Raw genomic sequence first — 19,575 nt, 5'->3', positions numbered from 1 at the left:
GGGTGTGAACGACGAGCACCCCGAAGAGCGAAGCACCCCGATCGGCCGCCGCGTCTTCCTCGGCACCCTCGCCCTGGGTGCCGCGGGCGTGGTCGCAGCACCCCCGCTGCAACGCGGCCTGGAGGCCTTCCTCGGCGGAGCGGCCGACAAGGACCCCACCGGCCTGACCGGCCTGCTCCCCAACGGCGGCGGCTTCCGCTATTACTCGGTCGCCTCCTCCGTCCCGCGCAAGAACGCCGGCAGCTACCGCCTCACCGTGGACGGCCTGGTCGACCGCCCCACGACCTACACCCTCGACGACCTCAAGGCCCTGCCCCAGACCCGCATGGTCCGCGACGTCCAGTGCGTCACGGGCTGGCGCGTCCCCGACACCCCCTTCGAGGGCGTACGACTGTCCCGGATCCTGGACGCCGCCCGAGTCCGCCCCACGGCCAAAGCCATCCGCTTCACCTGCTTCGACGGCACGTACACCGAGAGCCTCACCCTCGGCCAGGCCCGCCGCGCGGACGTCCTGGTCGCCCTGCGCATGCAGGACAAGGACCTCGGCCACTCCCACGGCGGCCCGGTCCGCCTCTACGTGGCGCCCATGTACTTCTACAAGTCCGCCAAGTGGCTCTCCGGCATCACCGTCACCGACGAGGTCCGGCCGGGCTACTGGGAGGAGCGCGGCTACGACGTCGACGCCTGGGTGGGCCGCTCGAACGGACGCGACGATGACCCTACGAGCTGACACACCGCCGGTCACGGCCGACGTGCGCCGCTTCACCACGCTGCAGCGCTGGACCCACCGCACCACGGCCGTCCTGATGGGCATCTGCGTCGTCACCGCGGCCTGCCTCTACATCCCCCAGCTCGCCGAACTCGTCGGCCGCCGCGCCCTGGTCGTCACCCTGCACCAGTGGGCCGGCCTCGCCCTGCCCGTCCCCGTCCTGGCCGCCCTCGCCTCCCGGGCCTTCCGCGCCGACCTCGGCCGCCTCAACCGCTTCGGCCCGCACGACCGCACCTGGCTGCGCGCCGCCCTGCACCGCGACAAACGCCGGCCGTCCCGCCCCGCGGCCAAGTTCAACGCCGGCCAGAAGCTCTACGCGGCCTGGATCGCCGGCGCCACCCTGGTCATGCTCGCCACGGGCCTGATGATGTGGTTCACCCACCTCACCCCCCTGCTCTGGCGCACCAGCGCCACCTTCGTCCACGACTGGCTGGCCCTGACCATCGGCATCGTCCTGGCCGGCCACATCGGCATGGCCCTGGCGGACCCGGAATCCAGGAGGGGCATGCGCACCGGTTCGGTGAGCCGGGAGTGGGCGGAACGCGAACATCCGCTGTGGCGGCCGTGATCCGCAGCGGTCAGGAGCGGGACCGACCAGACCGGAGTGGCTTCTGGGACGAGAGCAAGTTTGTTGCACGCAGGGTGACTGTGTGGATACATTCGGCCTCCTGAGCGACTTGCTCGAAGTCCCCGCGTTGTGCGGAACGGCTCCTCGGCGTACGGCAGTTGATCGCCGAGCAACCGTCCCGCTTGCCGTACGGAAGGCACGACGACCCCGTCCTGCCTGTCCCCAGACGGATGGCGTGCGGCTCGAACGGCACCAGACGCCCCCGGAGCGACAGTCCGAGGGCCGACACGGGTGGAGGTCGGCGGCCTGCATGTGCGCGCTCTCGCTCGGTCGGGCGTCCACGCCCGACGGACCGACGCAGACATGTCGATGCCCGGCATCGGCCCCGGCTTCCTGGAGTGCCGTTCCATGCCCACGCCCTCACCCGACGACGTGCCCATCACGCTCGCCGACGGCGAGATCCGCCTGATCACAGGCGTCCTCCAACAGGCCGCGGCCGAGTGCTCGGCGGTCACCGCGCCCGCCGAACAGTCCGATGCCCCACTGGGCGGCGTCACCCTGGGGCGCCTGGCCCTGCACTGGAGCGACGTCGTGGGGCAGCGGCCCCTGCTCGGCGGGACCGGGCTGACGAGCGTCACCCAGAATCGGGAGGCCTGGTACCAGGTCCGCGCCGCGCTCAGCGACCACGCCGCCCAGGTTTCGCGCACCCTGGAACTCGACGGCACCGTCGCCGTGGACCGCGCGCGGCATCGCGCGCACGACGCCCTGCTGCTGGCGGACCGGATCGCGGAGGCGTCCCATGGCTGGTGAGCACACCATGGCCGAGATCCCCGCGATCAACGGTTCCGGAGCCGACGTCGAAGTCGGCTGGCAGCCCGCTCAGTGGCCGCTGCCCCGGGTCGCCGCGGTCGACAACCTGGCGGACGCGCTCTCCGCGAAGGGATTCACCCAGGGAGCCGTCCGCGCCCTCTCCCAGGCGGCCGTGCGCCCCGACGAACTCCGGCGCAAGCTGTCCGAGCCGGCCGAACTGCGGGTGCAGGGCGGTACGTTGCTGATCGCCGAGACCCGGCTGTGGTCGGCCGCCGTGGTCCCGCATCCGGCCAACCCCAGGGAGTACGGCCGCCGCAGCTACGCCTTGGGAGGAGCGGCCGCGAGCCTGCGCGTGCTGCCCGAGCCCACGTCGAGCCGAGAGGGTCTCGCCGAGCTGGAGATCCTGGTCGAGAGCCCGCACACCCTCGCCCAGCGACTGGAGGACGCCCAGGGCCGGCTGGCCAGAGAGAACCCTCTTGGGGAGGACGTGGCCGTCGACGGCGTGCTGCAACCGCTCACCGTCGTGCCCATGACGGTCCGGCACCGCGACGGCCACCGCTCCGCCCCCTTGCTGATCGCGGCCGACGGCTCCAGCCGGATCAGCGCGGTGCATGACCTCCTCGGCTACGCGCCGTCGAAGGTCGCGTACGAGTGGAGCAGTGACCGGCGGCTGTTCCGTAGGGAGGTCAACCGTTGGATCCGGCTGGTCCAGCAGCAGGGCTGGGAGCACCTCAGCGATTCGGAACAGCAGAAGGTGCGCGTCCTGACCGTGCCCACCCGGGTGGTGATCGGGTTCCGGCCCAACGAACGCAGCAACCTTCCCTTCCACACCGCCGTACGGAACTTCATCGGCCTGACTCACATCCGCCCGCCCAAGCCCTACGGCTCCGCCGTGGAGAACGAGGCGAAGGCCGACGCAGTGCTCGACGCCCTGGCCCAGCCCACCCGCACTCGCCCGGCCCGCATCACCGAGCTGGAGAAGCAGTGGTTCGCCGGGGTGATCAGCCATGACGAGGCCGTCGAGGAGGGCTTCAGTCCGTACCGGGACGTGCGCGCTGCGGAAATCGTGCGCTCCGTGCTCGGCGGCAGCGCCAAACGCCGGGTCAACGACGGCATCCGGTCCCTCACCGCCAAGCAGAAGCCCACCCGGGAGGACCGGGTGGACATCGCCGTCGAGCTCACCATCCGCCCCTACCGAACCGAGATGAACGACCTTCAGCAACTGGTCCGCCCACGCCGTGCCGTGCTCCAGCGGGCCTACCGGCTCAAGGAGATCGAGCAGCACCTGAAGGCGGACCTGAGGCTGGAAGGCGCCCCCGAGGACGGCCCGTCGCTGGAGCGGCTGCGGGACGAGGCACTGGAGGAGGTGGAGTCCGGCCTCGGTGACAGTGGCGAACTGGGACCCGCGCAGACCGAGTTGGCGGTCAAGTCCTGCTACTACATGGCCGTCGCCGACCCCATGGCGTTGCAACGCGAGGTGTTCGGCGGGCCGGGGCACGAGGACGACCGCAGCCCGGCGACCGTGCTGCGCGCCATGCTCTCGCGGAGCCGCGGCGTGTACCAGGCGTACGAGGTCGTCCGCGCGGGGCGCTGCCACGAACCCCTCTACGAGGTCGACGAGAAGGGCGCCCCGGTTCTCACGAGCTGGGGTGAGCCGCGCAAGCTCACCGACACGCTCGTCCGCCACACCTACAACGGTGAGCCCACCACGGACGTGGCCCAGAGCACCGGTTACCAGGCGGCCAGTCGGCGCTGGGCGGACGTCCGCGTCAAGGTCGAGGAGCTGACCAGGGCCGTCACGGCCATGGAGGCCGTGCCCGTCGACGAGGGCGGCCACAGCCTCGTCCAGCGCGAAGGCTGGGACACCGGTCAGATCACCGAGCTGCGCCGCATCCTCGACCGCAGCGACCGACGCCTGGCCGCCTGGGCCGACGTCTACGAGCTGAACAAGGAGGCCGCCCAGGAACAGGCGGAGGCCGAACAGGAGCCGTGACCGGCGGCCCGGTGACCGGCGGTCAGCTCCCGAAGTCCAGCAGCACCTTGCAGGACCGGCTGCGGTCCGCCGCCAGTGTGAACGCGGACTCCGCGTCTCGGGCCGGGACCACCGCGCTGATCAGTTCGTCGAAGAGGGGCTCGGCCGTGAGCAGGGTCAGCGCCTCGTCGAACTCGCCGTCGAAGCGGAACGCGCCCCGCAGTTCGATCTCCCGGCTCACCACCAGGTTCCCGGCGAAGGGGCTCGGTCCGGGCGGCAGCATGCCGAGCTGGACGAGGACCCCGCCGCGCCGCACCAGGCGGAGGCAGGTGTCGAGGCCAGCGGCGACGCCGGAGGCCTCGACGGCCGCGTCGACCTCCGCGGGCCATCCCCGATCCGTGGGGTCGTCGGCCCGTACGAGGGTGTCGGCGCCTGCGGCCGAGGCGTAAGCCAGGGCGGCCGGGAGCAGGTCCGTCACGGTCACCCGAGCGGCACCCGCGGCCTTGGCCGCCGCGACCACCAGACAGCCGATGGGGCCGGCGCCGGTGACTAGAACATGCCGGCCCCGGACGTCCCCGGCCCGCCGCAACGCGTGCAGCGCCACCGACAGCGGTTCGGCGAGTGCCGCCCGCCGCAGGTCGAGCCCGGCCGGCAGGGGCCGCACCTGCTCGGCGGGTACGACGACCTGGGCGGCGAAACCGCCCTGGACGTGCGGGAAGCGGGCCGCGCTGCCGAGGTAGCGCGTGTCCCGGCACACGTTCCGCCGACCGTCGGCGCACTCCGGGCACATCCCGCAGGGAGTCGCCGGGTGCACCGCGACGGCCGTGCCGAGAGGGGGGCCTGACGCGCCGTCACCATAGGAGAGGGTCGTCCCGACCACCTCGTGCCCGAGCACCATCGGCTCCCGCAGCCGGAAGTCGCCGACCCCGCCGTGCCGCCAGTAGTGCAGATCGGACCCGCACACCCCGCCGTACCGCACGGCGACCAGCGCCTGACCCGGTCCGGGCCGCGGCTCCGGCAGCTCCGCCACCCGCAGATCGCCCGGACCGTGGATCACACACCCCAGCATCACAGCCGCCTCCCGGCAGGTCACAGCACGCTCGTCATACCGCCGTCGACATACAGCACCTGCCCGCTGACGAAGTCCGCCGCGGGGGAGGCGAGGAACAGCACCCCGCCCACCAGGTCCTGGGTACGGCCCCAGCGCCCGGCCGGAGTACGGCGCCGCACCCAGGCGCTGAACTCCTCGTCCTCCACCAGCGGCCGGGTCAGCTCCGTCTCGATGTAGCCCGGGCCCAGGCCGTTGACCTGCACCCCGTACGGCCCCCAGTCCGCGCACATGCCCTTGGTGAGCATCTTCAGAGCGCCCTTGGTGGCGGCGTACGGCGCGATCCCGGGCCGCACCACCTCGCTCTGCAGGGAGCAGATGTTGATGATCTTCCCGTGGCCGCGTTCCGTCATCCGGCGCGCCGCCTCCCGGCCGACCAGGAAGGCACTGGTCAGGTTGGTGTCCAGGATCCGATGCCAGTCGGACTCCCCGAACTCCAGCAGCGGGGCGCGCAGTTGCATGCCCGCGTTGTTGACGAGGATGTCGAGCGGGCCCACCCGCTCCTCGACCTCGGCGACCCCCGAGGCCACCGATGATCCGTCGGTCACGTCGAACGCGGCCGTGTGCACCCGGTCGCCGGGCAGCTCGGCGGCGGCCTCGGCGAGCCGGTCCTTGTCACGTCCGTTCAGCACGACCGTGCAGCCGGCCTCCGCCAGACCGCGCGCGAGTGCGAGTCCGATGCCCCGGCTGGAGCCGGTGACCAGGGCCGTACGGCCGCCGATGTCGAAGAGGGGATGAGCCGTCATCGCCGAGGCACTCCTAGATCACGAGGGACAACAGCAGGACCAGACCGCCGGCGACCACCGAGATGATCGTCTCCATGACGGACCAGGTCTTGATGTTCTGACCGACGCTCAGCCCGAAGTACTCCTTCACCATCCAGAACCCGGCGTCGTTGACGTGGCTGAAGAACAGCGAGCCGGCGCCGATGGCCAGGACGAGCAGAGCGGCGTGCGTGGTGGACATGTCCGCCGCGAGCGGGGCGACCAGACCGGCCGCCGAGACCGTGGCCACCGTCGCCGAACCGGTCGCGAGCCGGATCACCACCGCGATCAGCCAGGCCAGCAGCAGCGCGGGGATGGCCCAGTCCTCGGAGATGTCCAGGACCATCTGCCCCACGCCCGTGTCGATGAGTGTCTGCTTGAAGCCGCCGCCCGCGCCGACGATCAGCAGGATGCCCGCGATCGGCATGAGGCTCTTCTCGACGAGCGGCGAGATCCGCTCCTTGGAGAACCCGGCGGGCCGCAGCAGCGTGAAGATGCCGACCAGCACCGAGGCGAGCAGAGCGATCATCGGGGCGCCGATGACGTCGAAGACACGCTGCACCGGGTTCTCGGGATCGTCCACGACGATGTCGACCAGGGCCTTGGCGAGCATGAGGATCACCGGGAGCAGCACGGTGAAGAGCGTGGCGCCGAAGCCGGGACGCTTCTCGAGGTCCTCGGAGGCGCGCTGCGGGATCATCTTCTCGGGGGCCGGGACGTCGACCCAGCGAGCCGCGTACTTGGAGAACACCGGCCCGGCGATGATCACCGTGGGGATGGCGACGAGAACGCCGAGCGCCAGCGTCACACCGAGGTCGGCCCCGACGGCGTCGATCGCGACCAGCGGACCGGGGTGCGGCGGCACCAGGCCGTGCATCACGGACAGGCCCGCGAGCGCCGGGATGCCGATGCGCATCAGCGAGTAGTTGCCGCGCTTGGCGACCATCAGCACGACGGGGATCAGCAGCACGATGCCGACCTCGAAGAACAGCGGCAGCCCGATCACGGAGGCGATCAGCACCATCGCCCACGGCATCGACCGCCCGCCGGCCTTGGCGAGGATGGTGTCGACGATCTGGTCGGCCCCGCCGGAGTCGGCGAGCATCTTGCCGAGGATCGCCCCGAGGGCGATCAGCACACCGACGCCGGCGACCGTGGAGCCGAGGCCGGCGCTGAAGCTGAGCAGCACCTTGTCCAGGGGCGCCCCGGCGATCGCGCCGAGCGCCAGTGACCCGATGGTCAGCGACAGGAAGGCGTGCAGCTTGAACTTCGTGATGAGCAGGACGATGACGGCGATGCCCGCCAGGACGGCGATGCCCAGCTGAGCGTGGCCGGCCGAGGTGATCGGCTCGGGTGCGTCCGCTGCCAGCATCTCGACGCTGAGTCTGGTCACGGTGGGTTCCCTTGCGTTGGGGAGAAGGGGAGGGGGAAACCGCCAGGGGCTACTGGACGGGCTCGGGGAGGTCATGCAGGGCGTGCACCGCCCGCTCGGTGATCTCCTCCGGGCCGCCCGCGACGTCCACCTCGACTCCCGCCTCGTCCGCCGCGAGGGGCTGGAGCGTGGCGAACTGGGAGTCGAGCAGCGCCGTGGGCATGAAGTGCCCCTGCCGGTGCGACATCCGGTCCTCGATCAGCGCGCGGTCACCCGTGAGATGCACGAAGACCACACCCGGCGCGGCGGCCCGCAGCCGGTCGCGGTACGACCGCTTCAGTGCCGAGCAGCTGACGACCCCGCCGAGCCCGGCCCGCCCGTGCGCCCACGCGCCGATGGCGTCGAGCCAGGGCAGGCGGTCCTCGTCGGTGAGCGGGGTCCCGGCCGACATCTTGGCGATGTTGGCCTGCGGGTGGAAGTCGTCGCCCTCGGCGTACGGAACGCCGAGCCGGGCCGCGAGCAGGGGACCGATGGTGGTCTTGCCGGTGCCCGCTACGCCCATGACCACGACGACATGGGGGGTGTTCATCGCTGCCTCACTGTCTGCTGTCCGAGGTCGACACGTGATGTCGACGCCACTGAAACCCATTAGGTACGACGAATTCAAGAGGCCGTGATGAATAAGTCTGACTTTTTGTCTCCGTGATCTACCCCGTACGCTGAGTGCATGAGCGCAACGGGCCGGGGGCTGCACGGCCGGGTACTGGACACCCTCGGCCCCGAGATCACGGCGGGTGAGTACCCGCCGGGCAGCGTTCTGCGCACCGACGAGCTCGCCCAGCGTTTCGACGTGTCGCGCTCCGTGATGCGCGAGGCGGTCCGTGTCCTGGAGTCCATGTACCTGGTCGAGTCCCGCCGCCGCGTCGGCGTGACGGTCCGCCCGAAGTCCGAGTGGAACGTCTACGACCCGCAGGTCATCCGCTGGCGCCTGGCCGGAGCCGACCGCCCCGGGCAGCTGCGGTCCCTCACGGTGCTGCGCTCGGCGATCGAACCGGTCGCGGCCGGCCTCGCCGCCCGGCACGCCACCGCCGAGCAGTGCGCCGAGCTCACCGAGTGCGCCCTCGGCATGGTCGCCCACTCACGCGGTCACAAACTGGAGGGGTACCTCCACCACGACGTCGCCTTCCACCGCGTCGTCCTCGTCTCCTCCGGCAACGAGATGTTCGCCCGCCTCGGCGACGTCGTCGCCGAGGTCCTGACGGGCCGCACCCAGCACGACGTGATGTTCGAGGACCCCGACCCGGCCGCCGTCACCCTGCATGTCCAGGTCGCCGAGGCCATCCGCGAGGGTGACGCCGCCCGGGCGGAGGAGCTGACCAGGGAGATCACGGTCGGCGCCCTCCAGGAACTCGACATCCTGGCGCCGTAGCGGCTACGCCGGGCACTCTCCGTCGACATACACCCAGGCCCCGTCGACCCGCTCGAACCGGCTCAGCTCGTGCAGGGACCCGCCCCGGTACGACGCCCGGAACTCCACGGTGCCGGTGGTGTGGAAAGCGGACCCCTCGCTCGCCCCCAGGACCTCCAGCCCGGTCCACCGCATTCCCGGATCCAGCTCCAGCCGCCCCGGCCGCGTCCGCGGATGCCACGTCCGCAGCAGATACGCGACGTCCCCCTGCACGAACGCGCAGTACCGCGACCGCATCAACGTCTCGGCGGTCGGCGCGGCGGCGGCCCCGGAGTGGAACCGGCCGCAGCACGCCTCGTAGGCCTGGGGGAGCCCGCACGGGCAGGAACGGCTCGTCATGGTCACCTCTCCGGGAAACGCCTGAGGGCCGTGACCTCGCGGTCACGGCCCTCAGGCTTCATGTGTCCGAGGGGGGACTTGAACCCCCACGCCCGATAAAGGGCACTAGCACCTCAAGCTAGCGCGTCTGCCATTCCGCCACCCGGACAAGGTGTCTGTCGCGCGGGTTCTCCCCGCGGCGACGACGTAAACATTACCAGGCTTTCCGGGGTGGCCGATCACCCCCCGTCCGCACCCCGGCGAGGCGTGAACGGCGTGTGACGGGCCGGGAGCGCTCTTGGGGTGCGGGCCCGGGAGAGAGAGGATGAGGGGGACCCACCAGCAGTGACACCGGGAGGAAGCACGTGAGCGAGACGGACACGGCCAGGAGCGTCACCGGCGAGGACGAGGTCGTGGACCTCTGCCGCGAGCTGATCCAGATCGACACCAGCAACTACGGCGACCACTCGGGTCCGGGCGAGCGCAAGGCGGCGGAGTACGTCGCCGAGAAGCTCGCCGAGGTCGGGCTCGAACCGCAGATCTTCGAGTCCCACCCGGGCCGGGCCTCCACGGTGGCCCGGATCGAGGGCGAGGACCCCTCCCGGCCCGCGCTCCTCATCCACGGCCACACCGACGTCGTACCGGCCAACGCGGACGACTGGACGCACCACCCCTTCTCCGGCGAGGTCGCCGACGGCTGTGTGTGGGGCCGAGGGGCCGTCGACATGAAGGACATGGACGCGATGACCCTGGCGGTCGTCCGCGACCGGTTGCGCAGCGGGCGCAAGCCCCCGCGCGACATCGTCCTCGCGTTCCTCGCCGACGAGGAGGCCGGTGGCACGTACGGCGCCAAGCACCTCGTGCGCAAGCACCCCGAGCTGTTCGAGGGCGTCACCGAGGCGATCAGCGAGGTGGGCGGGTTCTCTTTCACCGTCAGCGAGCAGCGGCGGCTCTACATGATCCAGACGGCCGAGAAGGGCATGCACTGGATGAAGCTCACCGTGGCCGGCACCGCCGGGCACGGATCGATGATCCACCGGGACAATGCGATCACCGAGCTGTCGGAGGCCGTCGCGCGGCTCGGGCGGCACAAGTTCCCGGTGCGGGTCACCAAGACCACCCGCGCCTTCCTCGACGAGCTCGGCGACGCGCTCGGCACCGAGCTCGACCCGGAGGACATGGAGTCGACCCTCGTCAGGCTCGGCGGCATCGCCAAATTCATCGGCGCGACCCTGAGCAACACGGCCAACCCGACGCAGCTCGGCGCCGGTTACAAGGTCAACGTCATCCCGGGCGAGGCGACCGCCCACGTCGACGGACGGTTCCTGCCCGGCCACGAGGAGGAGTTCCTGGCCGACCTCGACCGGATCCTCGGCCCGAACGTGCGCCGCGAGGACGTCCACGCCGACAAGGCCGTGGAGACCACCTTCGACGGGGCGCTCGTGGGGGCGATGCAGTCCGCGCTGCTGGCCGAGGACCCGACCGCCAAGGCGATCCCCTACATGCTCTCCGGCGGCACGGACGCCAAGTCCTTCGACGACCTGGGCATCCGGGGCTTCGGCTTCGTGCCGCTGAAGCTGCCGCCGGAGCTGGACTTCGCCGGCATGTTCCACGGTGTGGACGAGCGAGTGCCGGTGGAGGGCCTGCAGTTCGGCGTGCGGGTGCTCGACCGCTTCATCGACCTGTCCTGAGCCACCCCTGCGAAACGCCGGTATTCGGTCGCGTGTGCGGAATCGACTGGGAAGAGTGAATGCGACCATAAGCTCGTAGCCTCATTACTCCCTCCTCGTTACAGGTAATGCGATCGCAAGATGGGTCGCTTTGCCAACTAGGAGGAATAATGATCAAGAAGGTCGTCGCTGCTGCGGCTGCCACCGGTGGGCTGGTTCTCGCGGGCGCGGGCCTGGCCGTCGCCGACTCGGGTGCTCAGGGTGCCGCCGTGCACTCCCCGGGCGTCCTGTCCGGCAACGTTGTCCAGGTGCCCGTTCACGTCCCGGTGAACGTCTGCGGCAACACGGTCTCCGTGATCGGGCTGCTGAACCCCGCCTTCGGCAACACCTGCATCAACAAGTGATGCCTTCCCCTCGCTGAGGGGAGTTCCAAGCCATCGGTCCCGGAGTGCGTGCCATGCGCTCCGGGACCGAACGCTTCTTTCAAGGAATTCGAGAAGAATTCGAGACAGGGTCGAAGGCAGGTATTCAGCAAATGCGACAGGCTACCCGCAAGGGTCTGATGACCGTGGCGGCCGCGACCGGCGTGATCGCCGCCGCGGGCGGCTCCGCTCACGCCGACTCGGGCGCCCAGGGTTCGGCGTCGGGCTCGCCCGGCGTACTGTCCGGAAACTCGGTGCAGGCGCCGGTGTACGCGCCGGTCAACGTGTGCGGGAACACGGTCAACGTCGTCGGCGTGCTCAACCCGTCGGTGGGCAACTCGTGTGCCAACAAGGGCGGTGGATCGTCGGCGGGGGGACATGGCGGCCATGGTGGTCACGGCGGCTCCCACGCCGGTGGGCACGCCACCGACTCGCCCGGCGTCGGCTCGGGCAACCACGTCCAGGCGCCGGTCCACGTGCCGGTGAACGTCTGCGGCAACAGCGTCGACGTCATCGGCGTCGGCAACCCCAGCACGGGCAACGACTGCTCCAACGGCGGCGGCCACCACGGCACCCCGCCGGGCGGCGGCCACGAGACCCCGGGCAAGCCGGGAAACCCTGGCACCCCCGGAAACCCGGGGAACCCCGGTAACCCGGGCGATCCCGGCACGCCCGGCAACCCGGGTCACCCAGGCAACCCTGGTCACCCGGGCAACCCTGGTCACCCGGGCAACCCCGGTGAGCCCGGTCACCCCGGCACCCCGGGCACCCCGCCCTCCACGGGCAGCGAGACCCCGGGCGGCTCCTCGCACGGCAACAAGCCGGGCGGCCAGTTCGTCACGCAGCCCGACGGCGACGCCCAGCTCGCCAGCACCGGCAGCGATCTGCCGCTCGGTCTCGCCCTGCCGGCCGGCGCGGGCGCGCTGCTCGCGGGCGCGATCCTCTACCGCAAGGCCCGCGCCTCAGCCTGACCCCCCGCACACGGAGCGGGCCCCGCTGCAGCGGGGCCCGCTCCGTCATGTGCGTTCTCCCAGTGCCCCGTCCCCGCTCACCACGTGGCCCGCACCTGGCGGATGATCCGCCGGCGCAACCGCACCTTGCGGCTGCCGTCGCGCAGCAGGGTCAGACGGTGCAACTCCCAGTGTCCGTACTCCGCGTGGTCCGTCAGCAGACGTGCCGTCTCCTTGCGGGAGACCCCGCGGGGGACGTACACGTCGACAAATTCGTATTCCGGCATCGCATCTATTGTGCGGGCTGGGGCCCGGTACGGATAGCGTCTGCACTATGTCTGATGCTGCGCAGCCCACCGCTGCCGAGGTACGCGCCGCCGCCGAGGCGGTCAAGACCGCGCTCGACCGCCACCTGGCCGCGGTCGAACGCAGGTCGGGGGAGGACGACCCGGCCGTGTTCGAGGCGTTCAACCAGCTGGCCGCGGCCGCAGAGGTGTACGACGAACTGCTCTACGACCGCTACGACGAGGTCACGCCCTTCGAGATCCCCGGTGCGGAGGACGCGCTGCCCCCGTACACGGGCCCCGAGGAACCGAACGCGCTGAGTGTGCTGATCCGTCGTGACTACGCCGTCGCCGAGCCGCAGCGCCTGCTGGCGCACGCCGAGCGGATCGAGGCGGCGGAGGGCGATGACGGATCCCCGGCCTCCGGGACCGTGCACGGCGCGCTGGGGCTGCTGTTCGGCGAGTTCGAGCCCGACGAGATCGCGTCCCGGCACAAGGAGTTCGGTCTGGAGGAGGGCGACTCCACGCTCTGGGTGACGGCGGCGGAGGAACCGGCCGAGCCCGGCGAGTGGCTGGAGGCGCCGTTCGAGCAGGTCGATCCGCAGCAGGTGGTCTGCCGCTTCGACGTCAGCGCCGTCTTCGACGACGAGATCGACGATGTCGACGACGAGGACGAAGAGGACGACGCGGACGGCGACGATCTCGAGGACGAGCTCGACAGCGACCTGGACGAGGACGAGGACCTGGAACCGCTGGACGCGGACCGCCGCTGAGTACGCACGACGGCGACCACGGGGGTGGTGGTCAGGGGCCCGGGCCCCTGACCACCACCCCCGTCACGTGCCGCTGATCTGCGGCGCGAGCAGCACCGGAAGCCTGGTCGTGCGCGGCTTCGCCGGGACCTCGGCCACGGCCCGGGGCAGTGCCTGTTCCACCCCGTGCACCACGGACAGATGCCGGTCGGCCCGCCCGAACGCCGTGTACACCCACGGCCTGCTGAGTGCCTGCGCCGCATCGCCGGGCAGCACCACGACCACCGCGGGCCACCGGCTCCCCACGGCCTGGTGTGCGGTCAGCGCCCATCCGTGCCGCACCGACTGCTCCACCCGCTCCTTCGGTACGACGACGGTCTCGCCCTCGCACGACAGGTGCAGTCCCTCGGCGTCCGCCGTCACCACCCGGCCCGGCAGCGCACGCCCCGGGGCGGGGGAGTGGACGATCCGGTCACCGGGGTCGAAGCCGCCGAAGCGGCCCGGGCCCGGATTGAGCCGTTCCTTCAGGGCCGCGTTGAGCGCACGCGTTCCGACGGCGCCGCCGTGCCCGGGCGTGATCACCTGGGTTTCCTCGGCCGGTACACCGATCGCCCGGGGCACCGAGTCCGCGACGAGCTGCACCGTCCGGTGCACGGCCTCGCCCGCGTCCCGCACCGGCACGATCACGACCTCCTTGCCGGGGGCGTCGACCTGGTTCAGCTCGCCGATGCCGATACCGGAGACCAGCTCGCCCAGCGGCCCCGGATCCGGCCGCCGCGAGGCCACCTGGGGGCAGATCCGCGCCGCGAGCAGATCCGCGAACACCCGCCCCGGCCCCACGGACCACAGCACCGCCGGATCCCCGGCCAGCACCAGCCGCGCCCCGTCCGGCAGCGACTCGGTCAGCAGAGCCGCCGTCTCGACATCCAGCTGCGGTGCGTCGAGCACGACGAGCAGATCGAGATCGAGGGCCCCGTCCGCATCCCGGCCGGGCCCTTCGGCGCCGGCGAGCAGCCCGGAGACGGTGGCGACGGGAGAGTCGCCCGGTCCGGCGGGGGGCCCGTCGGCTCGCTCGGGGACGTCCGCCGCCTGGCCGGACCGCCGTAGCAGGGCCGCGAAACGGCTGCGGCCGATCGGGCCGTGCGCGGCAGCCCAGGCCCGCAGTCCGAGGGTCCTCGCGGCGTTCAGCAGTGCGGCGGGCTCGGCCAGGGACGCCTCCCCGCCGGTGTGCAGCACCAGGCCCTGGCCGGCCACCGCGCGGATCAGCTCCGCCGTCGACCCCTGGGCCGCGGCGGCCGCCCGCTCCCAGTCCTCGGCCGAACCGTCCTGCTTGGGCACCGAGTTCACGAGCCGGGCCAGGCCGTCGGCCAGGCTCTCCTCCGCCATCGCGTACCGCTCGAGGCCGACCAGGACGCGGACCGGACGCTCCACGTCCTCCTCGTCCCCTTCCGCGGCCGTCGCGGCCGGGGCACCGGCTTCCTCCTCCAGGGCGTCCTGGAAGACCAGCGCCTCCCCCTCCGCGATCGCGTCCTGCACGGCGCTCTCGGGCTCGGGAACACCGCGCTGGGCCAGGGCGGCGAGGAGCGCCGGCATCTCCAGGGCCGTGTGCCCCGCCAGCGCAGCCTGCTCCAGGAGCCAGCCGGTGACGGCCCGGCCGCGCCGCTCGTCGTCCGGCCCGCACTCGGCACCGAGCAGGGAACGCGCGAATCCGTCGGCCTGCTCCGGCCGCACGCCGGCGGTCCGCAGCAACTGCCAGGGGTCGGCGCGCAACTGTTCGTCCGCACCCTCGCCGAGTGCCGCGGCGACCTGCGGTGCGAGCACCTCCGGAGCACCGCCCTCGGCCAGCACCCGCCGTACGGCCTGGACCGCCTCCGGCGCGGGAGCCGCCGACGCGGCGGCGGGCTGGGGCGCCACCGGCTGCGGGCGCCGCTCCGGCTCGGGCGCGGAGCGCCGGGGGGCCGGCCGGGGCTCCTCGAACACCGTGGCCACCGGCTTCTCGCCGCTCTCGACGGCCCGTACGGCCGCGAGCAGGTCGGCGGCCTTGCCGCTCAGCTTGGTGCCGCTCTCGATCGGCGCCTTCTTCTCGGCCTTGCGCTGCTCGATGCGCTCCCGCTCGGCCTGCTGGGCCCGCAGCTCGGCCTCGGCCTCGGACACCTGCCCGACGCCCGCTTCGGCAACCTCGCCTTCGGACTTCTGCCCGGCCTCGGCGTCGGCACCCTCGGCTTCGGACACCTGCCCGGCGTCCGCTTCGGCGGCCTCGCCTTCGGACGCCTGCCCGGCGTCCGCTTCGGCGCCCTCGCCTTCGGACTTCTGCCCGGCCTCGGCGTCGGCACCCTCGGCTTCGGACGCCTGCCCGGCGTCCGCTTCGGCGGCCTCGCCTTCGGACACCTGCCCGACGCCCGCTTCGGCGCCCTCGCCTTCGGACTTCTGCCCGGCCTCGGCGTCGGCGCCCTCGCCTTCGGACTTCTGCCCGCCCTCGCCTTCGGACTTCTGCCCGGCGTCCGCTTCAGGGCCCTCGGTCTCGGACGTCTCCCCGGCGCCCGCGTCGGCGGTTTCCGCCTCGGTGCCCTGCCCGCCATCCTCCACCCCAGCCGCCTCCCCGGCGCCCTCCGTCTCGGTGCCCTGCCCGGCATCCTCCGCCCCAGGGCCCTGCTCGGTGCCCGGCGTCCCCGGCTCGGTGTCCTCCGTGGTCTCGGGCTCCGTGCTCACAGCGTGCTCCAGTCGTGATCGGGATAGCGGTGCACGGGCGCCGACACATCGTCGAGCGCCCGGCAGATCTCGTCAGGAAGACTAAGGGTCTCCACTGACAATGCCGCCGTGAGCTGCAGTGCGTTGCGCGCGCCGACGATCGGGGCGGTCACGCCGGGCCGGTCGCGCACCCACGCCAGGGCGACGTGCAGCGGCGTCACCGCGAGCCCGTCGGCCGCGGTCGCCACGGCGTCCACGATGCGGCTCGCCGTGTCGTCGAGGTACGGCGCGACGAAGGGCGCGAGATGCTCCGACGCACCGCGTGAGTCCGGCGGCATCGTGTCGCCCCGGTACTTGCCCGTCAGCACCCCGCGCCCGAGCGGCGAGGACGGCAGCAGGCCTATGCCCAGGTCCAGCGCGGCCGGCAGCACCTCGCGCTCGACACCGCGCTGGAGCAGGGAGTACTCCAGCTGCGTACCGGCCACCCGGGTCCGGATGCCGGGAGCCGCCAGCTGCCAGGTCGCGGCCCTGGCCAGCTGCCAGCCGCAGAAGTTGGAGACGGCGGCGTAGCGGGCACGCCCGCTGGAGACCGCCAGGTCGAGGGCCTGGAGGGTCTCCTCCAGCGGGGTGTCCGGGTCGTACGCGTGCACATGCCACAGGTCGACGTAGTCGGTGCCGAGCCGTGCCAGCGAGGCGTCCAGCGCGGAGAGCAGATGGCCGCGGGAGCCGTCGAAGCGGCGGTCCGGGTCCGGCACACTGCCGGCCTTGGTCGAGATGACCAGGTCACGGCGCGGCACCAGGCCGTCCATGAGCCTGCCGAGGAGGTACTCGGCCTCACCGTCGCCGTACACGTCCGCGGTGTCGACGAGGGTCCCGCCCGCTTCCCAGAACGTCTTCATGAGGTCCGCGGCGTCATGCTCGTCGGTGCCCCGCCCCCAGGTCAGGGTGCCGAGCCCGATCCGGGACACACGAAGGCCGGTGCGGCCGAGATGCCTCTGCTCCATGAACGCCGAGATTACTGGCCAGAACCTACGGTGTGGGTGGCTGCGGACCACGGATTTCCGAGGACGGGGCGGGGGCGGGACCGTGACCCCGCGCGATCCGGTGGTGCCGGGAGCGCTCGGCTAGCACCTGCCGTCCGACACCTGAAGGCCCTTTCCGGCGCCCGCGGTTCGGCTCACGACGGCCGGCACGCAGGCGGCGGCGTCCGCCCCGAACGCGTACGGGATGGCGACGGTGGTGTTCGACTTGGGGTCCGGTCCGGCCGGATGGTTCTCGCTGCCGGGACCGGACCAGGTCACGTTGTCGAAGATGTTGCCGCCGACCTGCCAGTATCCGGCCTCGTCGGTGTAGAACGTGCCGAGGACGTCCTTGGAGTCCTCGAAGTAGTTGTTGTCCACCTTGGCGCGGGCGCCCGCGCGGGAGTTGATGCCGGACTCGTTGAGGCGCACGTAGTGGTTGTTGTAGAGGTGCGCGATGCCGCCGCGCAGCAGTGGGGCGCGGGAGTCGATGTTCTCGTACCGGTTGTGGTGGTAGGTGATGTAGCCGTTCGACCGGTCGCTCTCGCTGTTCCCGACCAGGCCGCCGCGGCCGGAGTTGCGCAGGACGCTGTAGGACAGGGTCACGTACTGGGTGTTGTCCTTGAGGTCGAACAGGCCGTCGTAGCCCTCCGACTCGCCGCCCGACGCCTCCAGGGTGGTGTGATCGATCCAGACGTTGCGGACGTTGCGCTCGATGCCGATGGCGTCCCCGCCGTTGGACGTGGGGGAGCCCGACTTCTTGACGTTCCGGACGGTCACGTTCTGGACGATGATGTTCTTGGATTCGCGGATGTGGATGCCCAGTTGATCGAAGACGGCGCCGCTGCCGACCCCGACGAGGGTCACGTTGCTGACCTTCTTGAGCTCGATCACGCCGTCGGCGGTGTCGCAGCCGGCGCCGGAGACCTTCTTGGTGTTGGCGTGGTTGATGGTCCCGGTGACTTCGATGGTGATCGGGGTGCTGGTGCTCGCCCGGCCGCAGAGGGCCTGGTGGATCGCCGTTCCCGTCGTCGCCCGGACCGTCTGGCCTCCGGCGCCGCCGGTGGTTCCGCCGTTCTGGGTCGCGTAGCCGGTGGCGCTGCCGGTCGCCGCCGACGCCTCGGGGATCGACACGAGGGTGCCGGTCGCGGCGGCGAGGGCCATCGTGGCCAGGACCGTGGGGAGTCGCAGGGGGAGTGCTCGCTTCATCGGTGCCTCTCCGTTCGACTGCGGAAGGTGGAGGGGGGAAAGCGCTTTCTCGCGAAAGGTATGGACTCGTCGTGGACGCGTCAATGGTCGCGTCCATGATTCCTGTTCACTCATCTAAACGACTGACCGGCACGACCGACCGACTGCGGCCGTGTACCTCGCCCCGGCCTCCGCGCTAAGGTGCCCGCACAAGGCACGTTACTGATCAGTAAGGGGATGCGGCATGCAGCTCGGTATCAACCTCGGCTACTGGGGTGCCGGAATGGACGCGGACAACCTGGCCGTCGCCCAGGAGGCCGACCGGCTCGGATACGCCGTCTGCTGGGCCGCCGAGGCCTACGGCTCCGACGCCGCCACGGTACTGAGCTGGGTCGCCGCCCAGACCGAGCGCATCGACGTCGGCTCCGCCATCTTCCAGATTCCGGCCCGCCAGCCCGCGATGACGGCCATGACCGCCGCCACCCTCGACTCCCTCTCCGGCGGCCGCTTCCGCCTCGGCCTCGGCGTCTCCGGCCCGCAGGTCTCCGAGGGCTGGTACGGCGTCAAGTTCGACAAGCCGCTCGCCCGCACCCGCGAGTACGTCGAGATCGTCCGCAAGGCCATGACCCGCGAGCGGCTGTCCTACGAGGGGCAGCACTGGACGCTGCCCCTGCCCGGCGGCCCCGGCAAGCCGATCAAGCTGACCGTGCACCCCCAGCGCGAGCACATCCCCCTGTACATCGCAGCGATCGGCCCGAAGAACCTCGAGCAGACCGGCGAGATCGCCGACGGCGCCCTGCTGATCTTCCCGTCCGCCGAGCACCTCGAGGACACCACGATCAAGTACCTGCGCGCCGGGCGCGAGAAGGCCGGCAAGACCCTCGACGGGTTCGACGTCTGCCCGACCCTGCCGCTCGCCGTCGGCGACGACAAGGACGTGTCCACGCTGGCCGACACCTTCCGCCCCTACACCGCGCTCTACGTCGGCGGCATGGGCAGCCCCAAGCAGAACTTCTACAACCAGCTCGCCCGGCGCATGGGTTACGAGCAGGAAGCCGCCGAGATCCAGAGCAAGTACCTCTCGGGCGACAAGCAGGGCGCCGCGGCCGCCGTACCGCACGACCTGATCGACAAGACGACCCTGCTCGGTTCCGTGGACCGGATCGCGGACCGGATGAAGGCCTACGCCGCGGCCGGGGTCACCACCCTGTCCCTCGCGCCGGCGGGCTTCACGCTCGACGAGCGGCTCGCGTCCCTGCGGGCCGGCACCGAGGCCCTGGAGCGCGCCGGGCTCGCCTGAACCGGCCGGGAGTTTTCAGCGGCCGTGGTGGGGGCTCGGGGGTCTTCCCCGCCACGGCCGTCAGGCAGAACAACGCGTGGGGCCCCCTGCGGTTACGGCACAGCGGCCCCCACCCGGCCCGGCGCGCCTGCCCCCGCGTCCTCCATTCGGCGG

Annotated in this window: 18 protein-coding genes, 1 tRNA gene and 1 pseudogene; 10 read left to right on the top strand and 10 right to left on the bottom strand. The window is 71.7% G+C overall.

Going from position 1 to position 19,575, the window contains the following annotated elements:
* Positions 1-4: 4 nt before the first annotated feature.
* From IE153_RS10930 to IE153_RS10915, 4 genes are all read left to right on the top strand, one after another.
* Positions 5-730 (top strand): molybdopterin-dependent oxidoreductase, encoded by a 726-nt coding sequence (locus IE153_RS10930; protein ID WP_189589630.1) that lies wholly within the window; start codon positions 5-7, stop codon positions 728-730.
* The gene (locus tag IE153_RS10925; protein ID WP_189589522.1) at positions 714-1,337 is read left to right on the top strand and encodes a cytochrome b/b6 domain-containing protein; all 624 of its coding nucleotides are present in this window, start codon (positions 714-716) and stop codon (positions 1,335-1,337) included. Before IE153_RS10930 ends, IE153_RS10925 begins: the two co-directional genes overlap by 17 nt.
* Positions 1,338-1,700: 363 nt before the next feature.
* Positions 1,701-2,147, top strand: a complete 447-nt coding sequence (locus IE153_RS10920) for a hypothetical protein (protein WP_189589521.1) — start codon at positions 1,701-1,703, stop codon at positions 2,145-2,147.
* A complete protein-coding gene (locus tag IE153_RS10915) occupies positions 2,137-4,140 on the top strand; it encodes a hypothetical protein (protein WP_189589520.1) in 2,004 nt (667 codons plus the stop codon). The genes IE153_RS10920 and IE153_RS10915 overlap by 11 nt, the downstream gene beginning before the upstream one ends.
* A 22-nt stretch (positions 4,141-4,162) precedes the next feature.
* Here the strand turns inward: IE153_RS10915 and IE153_RS10910 are convergent, their stop codons facing one another.
* From IE153_RS10910 to IE153_RS10895, 4 genes are read right to left on the bottom strand one after another with little or no spacing between them, the layout of a single operon-like run.
* Positions 4,163-5,188: an L-idonate 5-dehydrogenase gene (locus tag IE153_RS10910; RefSeq protein ID WP_189589519.1), complete on the bottom strand. Its 1,026-nt coding sequence runs from the start codon at positions 5,186-5,188 to the stop codon at positions 4,163-4,165.
* A gap of 20 nt (positions 5,189-5,208) precedes the next feature.
* Complete coding sequence (locus IE153_RS10905) at positions 5,209-5,973, bottom strand: SDR family oxidoreductase (protein ID WP_189589518.1); 765 nt, start codon at positions 5,971-5,973, stop codon at positions 5,209-5,211.
* Between the two features lie 13 nt (positions 5,974-5,986).
* The gene (locus IE153_RS10900; RefSeq protein ID WP_030848513.1) at positions 5,987-7,384 is read right to left on the bottom strand and encodes a GntT/GntP/DsdX family permease; all 1,398 of its coding nucleotides are present in this window, start codon (positions 7,382-7,384) and stop codon (positions 5,987-5,989) included.
* 49 nt (positions 7,385-7,433) lie between these two features.
* A complete protein-coding gene (locus tag IE153_RS10895; protein WP_189589517.1) occupies positions 7,434-7,952 on the bottom strand; it encodes a gluconokinase in 519 nt (172 codons plus the stop codon).
* A gap of 138 nt (positions 7,953-8,090) precedes the next feature.
* Between IE153_RS10895 and IE153_RS10890 the strand changes: the two genes are divergently transcribed.
* Positions 8,091-8,792 carry a FadR/GntR family transcriptional regulator gene (locus IE153_RS10890; RefSeq protein WP_189589516.1) on the top strand — a complete coding sequence of 234 codons (702 nt, stop codon included), beginning with the start codon at positions 8,091-8,093 and terminating at the stop codon, positions 8,790-8,792.
* A gap of 3 nt (positions 8,793-8,795) precedes the next feature.
* On the opposite strand, the gene IE153_RS10885 is transcribed toward IE153_RS10890, so the two are convergent.
* Both IE153_RS10885 and IE153_RS10880 read right to left on the bottom strand, forming a co-directional pair.
* A complete protein-coding gene (locus IE153_RS10885) occupies positions 8,796-9,170 on the bottom strand; it encodes a YchJ family protein (RefSeq protein ID WP_189589515.1) in 375 nt (124 codons plus the stop codon).
* 63 nt (positions 9,171-9,233) lie between these two features.
* Positions 9,234-9,318, bottom strand: a tRNA-Leu gene (locus IE153_RS10880).
* 196 nt (positions 9,319-9,514) lie between these two features.
* Between IE153_RS10880 and IE153_RS10875 the strand changes: the two genes are divergently transcribed.
* The 3 genes from IE153_RS10875 to IE153_RS42565 all read left to right on the top strand — a co-directional run bounded on the left by IE153_RS10875 (position 9,515) and on the right by IE153_RS42565 (position 12,212).
* A complete protein-coding gene (locus tag IE153_RS10875) occupies positions 9,515-10,840 on the top strand; it encodes a M20/M25/M40 family metallo-hydrolase (RefSeq protein WP_031108618.1) in 1,326 nt (441 codons plus the stop codon).
* Between the two features lie 149 nt (positions 10,841-10,989).
* Positions 10,990-11,223 (top strand): chaplin ChpH, encoded by a 234-nt coding sequence (chpH, locus tag IE153_RS10870; RefSeq protein WP_030608446.1) that lies wholly within the window; start codon positions 10,990-10,992, stop codon positions 11,221-11,223.
* A 131-nt stretch (positions 11,224-11,354) separates the two neighbouring features.
* The gene (locus IE153_RS42565; protein WP_189589514.1) at positions 11,355-12,212 is read left to right on the top strand and encodes a chaplin; all 858 of its coding nucleotides are present in this window, start codon (positions 11,355-11,357) and stop codon (positions 12,210-12,212) included.
* A 77-nt stretch (positions 12,213-12,289) separates the two neighbouring features.
* Here IE153_RS42565 and IE153_RS10860 read toward each other — a convergent pair whose 3' ends face one another.
* Complete coding sequence (locus tag IE153_RS10860; protein ID WP_030848528.1) at positions 12,290-12,478, bottom strand: DUF5703 family protein; 189 nt, start codon at positions 12,476-12,478, stop codon at positions 12,290-12,292.
* 47 nt (positions 12,479-12,525) lie between these two features.
* Here IE153_RS10860 and IE153_RS10855 point away from each other — a divergent pair, with 47 nt between their 5' ends.
* Entirely contained in the window at positions 12,526-13,248 is a 723-nt protein-coding gene (locus IE153_RS10855) for a hypothetical protein (protein ID WP_189589513.1), read from the top strand.
* A 63-nt stretch (positions 13,249-13,311) separates the two neighbouring features.
* Here the strand turns inward: IE153_RS10855 and IE153_RS10850 are convergent, their stop codons facing one another.
* The 3 genes and pseudogenes from IE153_RS10850 to IE153_RS10840 all read right to left on the bottom strand — a co-directional run.
* A complete protein-coding gene (locus IE153_RS10850) occupies positions 13,312-15,936 on the bottom strand; it encodes a helix-hairpin-helix domain-containing protein (protein WP_229828963.1) in 2,625 nt (874 codons plus the stop codon).
* The gene (locus IE153_RS10845) at positions 15,933-16,919 is read right to left on the bottom strand and encodes an aldo/keto reductase (RefSeq protein WP_189589512.1); all 987 of its coding nucleotides are present in this window, start codon (positions 16,917-16,919) and stop codon (positions 15,933-15,935) included. The genes IE153_RS10850 and IE153_RS10845 overlap by 4 nt, the downstream gene beginning before the upstream one ends.
* A gap of 123 nt (positions 16,920-17,042) precedes the next feature.
* Positions 17,043-18,143: pseudogene (locus tag IE153_RS10840) on the bottom strand (pectate lyase family protein); the annotation flags it as partial.
* 223 nt (positions 18,144-18,366) lie between these two features.
* Here IE153_RS10840 and IE153_RS10835 point away from each other — a divergent pair.
* A complete protein-coding gene (locus IE153_RS10835; RefSeq protein WP_189589510.1) occupies positions 18,367-19,422 on the top strand; it encodes an LLM class F420-dependent oxidoreductase in 1,056 nt (351 codons plus the stop codon).
* Positions 19,423-19,575 lie beyond the last annotated feature (153 nt).

This window comes from Streptomyces massasporeus, assembly GCF_014648995.1.
Classification (GTDB): Bacteria; Actinomycetota; Actinomycetes; order Streptomycetales; family Streptomycetaceae; genus Streptomyces; species Streptomyces massasporeus.
Note: the sequence above shows the minus strand (reverse complement) of the source record. Positions and strands in the feature narration are given on the sequence as shown.

Coding starts and splice junctions, on each gene's coding strand:
- IE153_RS10890 (WP_189589516.1), top strand. CDS start 8,091: ATGAGCGCAACGGGCCGGGGGCTGCACGGCCGGGTACTGGACACCCTC.
- IE153_RS10920 (WP_189589521.1), top strand. CDS start 1,701: ATGTCGATGCCCGGCATCGGCCCCGGCTTCCTGGAGTGCCGTTCCATG.
- IE153_RS10885 (WP_189589515.1), bottom strand. CDS start 9,170: ATGACGAGCCGTTCCTGCCCGTGCGGGCTCCCCCAGGCCTACGAGGCG.
- IE153_RS10860 (WP_030848528.1), bottom strand. CDS start 12,478: ATGCCGGAATACGAATTTGTCGACGTGTACGTCCCCCGCGGGGTCTCC.
- IE153_RS10910 (WP_189589519.1), bottom strand. CDS start 5,188: ATGCTGGGGTGTGTGATCCACGGTCCGGGCGATCTGCGGGTGGCGGAG.
- IE153_RS10835 (WP_189589510.1), top strand. CDS start 18,367: ATGCAGCTCGGTATCAACCTCGGCTACTGGGGTGCCGGAATGGACGCG.
- IE153_RS10845 (WP_189589512.1), bottom strand. CDS start 16,919: ATGGAGCAGAGGCATCTCGGCCGCACCGGCCTTCGTGTGTCCCGGATC.
- IE153_RS10855 (WP_189589513.1), top strand. CDS start 12,526: ATGTCTGATGCTGCGCAGCCCACCGCTGCCGAGGTACGCGCCGCCGCC.
- IE153_RS10895 (WP_189589517.1), bottom strand. CDS start 7,952: ATGAACACCCCCCATGTCGTCGTGGTCATGGGCGTAGCGGGCACCGGC.
- IE153_RS10925 (WP_189589522.1), top strand. CDS start 714: ATGACCCTACGAGCTGACACACCGCCGGTCACGGCCGACGTGCGCCGC.
- IE153_RS42565 (WP_189589514.1), top strand. CDS start 11,355: ATGCGACAGGCTACCCGCAAGGGTCTGATGACCGTGGCGGCCGCGACC.
- chpH (WP_030608446.1), top strand. CDS start 10,990: ATGATCAAGAAGGTCGTCGCTGCTGCGGCTGCCACCGGTGGGCTGGTT.
- IE153_RS10905 (WP_189589518.1), bottom strand. CDS start 5,973: ATGACGGCTCATCCCCTCTTCGACATCGGCGGCCGTACGGCCCTGGTC.
- IE153_RS10915 (WP_189589520.1), top strand. CDS start 2,137: ATGGCTGGTGAGCACACCATGGCCGAGATCCCCGCGATCAACGGTTCC.